This is a genomic window from Bradyrhizobium sp. AT1, assembly GCF_001590795.1.
Lineage (GTDB): Bacteria > Pseudomonadota > Alphaproteobacteria > Rhizobiales > Xanthobacteraceae > Bradyrhizobium.
On sequence record NZ_JXDL01000001.1, the window covers coordinates 3,763,632 to 3,767,655 of the forward strand.

Consider the following 4,024-nt stretch of genomic DNA (forward strand, 5'->3'; position numbering starts at 1 on the left):
TCGATCGCGAGCCGACCCTCCCCCTCCAGGGGAGGGTAAGAGACCTTCCGCCCCTACTGCACCAGATCGGCCACCGTCGTCGCCGCCTTCAGACCGGTGCCGGTGAGCACCGCGACGGTGGTCTCGTTCGCCTTGATGGCTCCAGCCGCGGAGAGCTTGTCCAAGGCCGCCGCCGCGCTGGCGCTGGTCGGCTCGGCGAACAGGCCCTGGCGCGCGAGACGACGTAAGGCCGTGACGATCTCGTCCTCGGCGAGCGCAACGGTGCCGCCGCCGCTCTCGCGAAGAGCGGCGATGATCTCGCGCAGGCGCAGCGGATGCTTGATCGCGGTGCCCTCCGCGATGGTCTTGCTGACCTCGCGCGCGACGGGCGTGTCGACACCGGCCTGAAAACTCGCATCGATCGGCGAGCAATTGAGCGGCTGCGCCGCGAACAGGCGCGGCAGCTTTGCAATCTGACCCGCCTTCAACAGCTCGCGGAAGCCGAAGGCGCAGCCCAGGAGGCTGCTGCCGGCACCGACGGGAACGATGACATTGTCCGGCGCGCGAAAGCTGAGATCCTCCCAGATCTCATAGGCCAGCGATTTTGTCCCCTCGAGGAAGAACGGCTGCCAATTGTGGCTGGCGTAGAAGGTCTGGCTCGACTGGCGGATGGCTTCGGCCTCGGACTCTTCGCGCGGGCCTTCGACCAGCTGCACCGTCGCACCATAGGCACGCACCTGCGCGATCTTGGCCGGCGAGGTGGAGGCCGGCGCCAGAATCTTCACGCGCATGCCGCCGGCCGCGCCCAGTCCCGCCATCGACGAGCCGCCATTGCCGGAGGAATCCTCGAGGATGGCGTCGACCCCGATCTGGCGCAGGAAGGACAGCATCACGGATGAGCCGCGGTCCTTGAAGCTGCCGGTCGGGTTGAACCATTCGAGCTTGAACAACGGGCGCAGCTCGCCCCAATCCTGCTGGACCAGCGGCGTGCAACCTTCGCCGAGCGTGATCGGATGCTTGATCTCGACCGGCAGCGCCGCCCGGTAGCGCCACAGCGAGCGCGTGCGCGCATCGATATCGTCGCGCGAGATCCCCGCCCCCGGCGTCACCAGCAGCGGCGTGCGCTCGTCCGAGCACCAGCGCGGCTGGTCCAGGGGATAGAGCTGTCCGTTGCGGGGATCGATGTAGCTGGCGGGCATGGGGGTCTCCGAGTCAGAGCCGATCCGGTCGATATGTCCGAATATGCCGGTTTTATCCAGTCACCTGCTCGGACCCGCCTGCCCCTTCAAAAATTCGAACGATTACATAGATATAGAGGGCATTCCGGCGTCGCTTTCCGATCGGGGCAGGCGCGGGAATGGGCGTCGATGGCCGCGCACGATTAACTTGTCTGTCGCTGACGGCCGCTACAATATGTTGGATTGAGCTTGCGTCGCCTGTGTTCCGAAACGGTGCCGCAAGCGAGCCTGGCCCGTCCGAGCGGCGGGCCGTTGGCGTTTTGGGAGCCTGGACATGAGCCGCGCGAACCGTACCGACCACATCCGCCTCACCTCGCATCCGGAGCCGGGCAAGAAGTCCGCGTTCCCGATCCACTGGGGCGCCGCCGACGCGCGCGCGCGCGGGCCGATCATCGGCACGGTGTCACGCGCAGGCGATCGCAACGTGATCGGCAGCCATGGCGGCTCCTATGCGATGTACCGCGCGCTGGCCGTGTCCGCCGGCGCGCTCGATCCGATTCGCAGGCCCGACCTCACCAACACGTTTCCGGCCGCGACCATCGGGCCGTTCGAGCAGTGGAGCGATCCCGCAAAAATCGTCGCGCTGGATCCCTGGGGGCATCTCGTCGCCGAGAACTTCGGCAAGGACATCGCCGAGGGCGTCGACATCCGCCCGAGCATCGCGGTGACACGCGCGCGCCTCGACCTGCCGGAGATCCGCGAGGCGCTGGCGGCAAAACGGCTGCGCGCCGACGGCGAGGTGGTGCACGCCAATGGCAGCGTCTCCGTGGTGAAGATCGCGATCGATCCGGTCTGGTACCTGCCCGGCCTTGCCGCGCGCTTCGGCACCGGCGAGACCGAGCTGCGCCGCACGCTGTTCGAGCAGACCGCCGGCATGTTCCCCGAACTCGTGACGCGTCCGGACATGAAAGTGTTCCTGCCGCCGATCGGCGGCACCACGGTCTACATGTTCGGCGATGTGACGAAGCTCCCTGATCATCGCACAAAAATCACCTGCCGCGTCCATGACGAGTGCAACGGCTCCGACGTGTTCGGCTCCGACATCTGCACCTGCCGCCCCTATCTGATCCACGGCATCGAGGAATCCGCGCGCGGCGCACAGGAGGGCGGGCTCGGGCTCGTCGTCTACAACCGAAAAGAGGGCCGCGCGCTCGGCGAGGTCACCAAATTCCTGGTCTACAATGCGCGCAAGCGCCAGGAGGACGGCGACGCGGCAGCGGCCTATTTCGAGCGCACCGAATGCGTCGCCGGCGTGCAGGACGCGCGCTTCCAGCAATTGATGCCGGATACGATCCACTGGCTCGGCCTGAAGCGCATCGACCGCTTCCTGTCGATGAGCGACATGAAATACGACGCGTTGACCTCGCAAGGCATCGACATCGTCGAGCGCGTGCCGATCCCGCTGGAGCTGATTCCGGCCGACGCCCACGTCGAGATCGCCGCCAAGAAGGCCGCCGGCTATTACTCGACCGACATCGCGCCCGAGAAGGACGTCGACGGCGTGGTCGGCCGTTCGCTGGAAAAATATTGATCAGCTGATGTCGGACTCTTTGGAACGAGAGGCCCGCTCGCTGCTCAGCGCAGCAGCGGTTCGTGCGCGTGCCGGGCAGATGCTCGAACTCGGCCTTGCCGGCGGCTTGAGCCATTTCACTGTTGATCTCGGCCGCATGGATGGCGTCGCCGAGGCCGTGCTCGCGGTCACGCGAAAGGCCTATCCCACGCTTGAGATTCCCTTCCATGCGCGCTGGCGGCATTTTGTGCTTGGCGGCGTCGATCGCTGGGCAAAGCTTGCCGACGCGACATCATGGCCGGATCGCGCCGCGCGGGCGCGCGCCGAGTTCGACCTCGCGATCGTCAGCGTGCTGCTCGATGCCGGCGCAGGCGCTGCGTGGCGATATCGGGACGCGGCGACGGGCGAAAGCATCGGGCGGTCCGAAGGACTCGCGATCGCGAGCCTCGACATGTTCGCGAGCGGGCTGTTCTCGGGCGACGCACACGCGCCGTTCAGGGCCGATGCAGAGGTGCTGGCAAAATTGCCGCTCGCCGCGCTCACATCGGCGTTCCAGGTGAACGATGCCAATCCGCTGCTCGGACTTGAGGGACGCACCGATCTGCTGCGGCGCCTGGGCCAATTGGTTGCCGGGCGTGCGGAGGTTTTCGGCCTGCATGACACGCCACGGCCCGGCGGCCTGTTCGATCATATCGCGGCGCAGGCGAAGGGCGGCGCTGTCGCTGCGCCCGTCATCCTGTCGGCCGTGCTGAACCAGCTTGGACCAATCTGGCCCTCGCGGCTCGAACTCGCTGGTATTCCGCTCGGCGATTGCTGGCGTCATCCCGCGCTCAAAACGGATGACGCAACGGCCGGCCTCGTGCCGCTGCACAAGCTGTCGCAATGGCTGAGCTATTCGCTGATCGAGCCGCTGCAGCGCGCCGGCTTCGACGTCACCGACATCGATGGGCTGACCGGGCTTGCCGAGTACCGCAATGGCGGCCTGTTCGTCGACCACGAGGTGTTGCGCCTGCGCGATTCCGCCGACGCCGAGCGCGCGCATGCGGTGGACTCGCTGCTGGTCGTGGAATGGCGCGCGCTCACGGTGGCACTGCTGGACCGGCTCGCGGAGCTGGTTCGCGTCAAGCTCGGCCGCACGCCACAGTCGCTCCCGCTCGCCAGCATATTGGAAGGCGGCACCTGGGCCGCCGGCCGTGCCATTGCCTTTGCGCGCCGCCCCGACGGTTCACCGCCGCTGAAGGTGATCAGCGACGGCACGGTGTTCTAAACCCTCTCCCCTTGTGGGAGAGGGTGGCTT

General features: G+C 66.9%; 3 protein-coding genes. 2 read left to right on the forward strand and 1 reads right to left on the reverse strand.

The window, feature by feature from the left end; genetic code table 11:
- Nucleotides 1–53 precede the first annotated feature (53 nt).
- Nucleotides 54–1,178, reverse strand: coding sequence for a threonine synthase (locus SE92_RS17575; RefSeq protein WP_063196947.1), 1,125 nt, complete (start codon nucleotides 1,176–1,178; stop codon nucleotides 54–56).
- Between the two features lie 313 nt (nucleotides 1,179–1,491).
- On the opposite strand from SE92_RS17575, the gene SE92_RS17580 reads away from it, so the two are divergent.
- The gene (locus SE92_RS17580) at nucleotides 1,492–2,748 is read left to right on the forward strand and encodes a GTP cyclohydrolase II (protein WP_063196949.1); all 1,257 of its coding nucleotides are present in this window, start codon (nucleotides 1,492–1,494) and stop codon (nucleotides 2,746–2,748) included.
- A gap of 7 nt (nucleotides 2,749–2,755) precedes the next feature.
- Nucleotides 2,756–3,994, forward strand: a complete 1,239-nt coding sequence (locus SE92_RS17585; RefSeq protein WP_063196951.1) for a URC4/urg3 family protein — start codon at nucleotides 2,756–2,758, stop codon at nucleotides 3,992–3,994.
- Nucleotides 3,995–4,024 lie beyond the last annotated feature (30 nt).

Coding starts and splice junctions, on each gene's coding strand:
- SE92_RS17585 (WP_063196951.1), top strand. CDS start 2,756: ATGTCGGACTCTTTGGAACGAGAGGCCCGCTCGCTGCTCAGCGCAGCA.
- SE92_RS17580 (WP_063196949.1), top strand. CDS start 1,492: ATGAGCCGCGCGAACCGTACCGACCACATCCGCCTCACCTCGCATCCG.
- SE92_RS17575 (WP_063196947.1), bottom strand. CDS start 1,178: ATGCCCGCCAGCTACATCGATCCCCGCAACGGACAGCTCTATCCCCTG.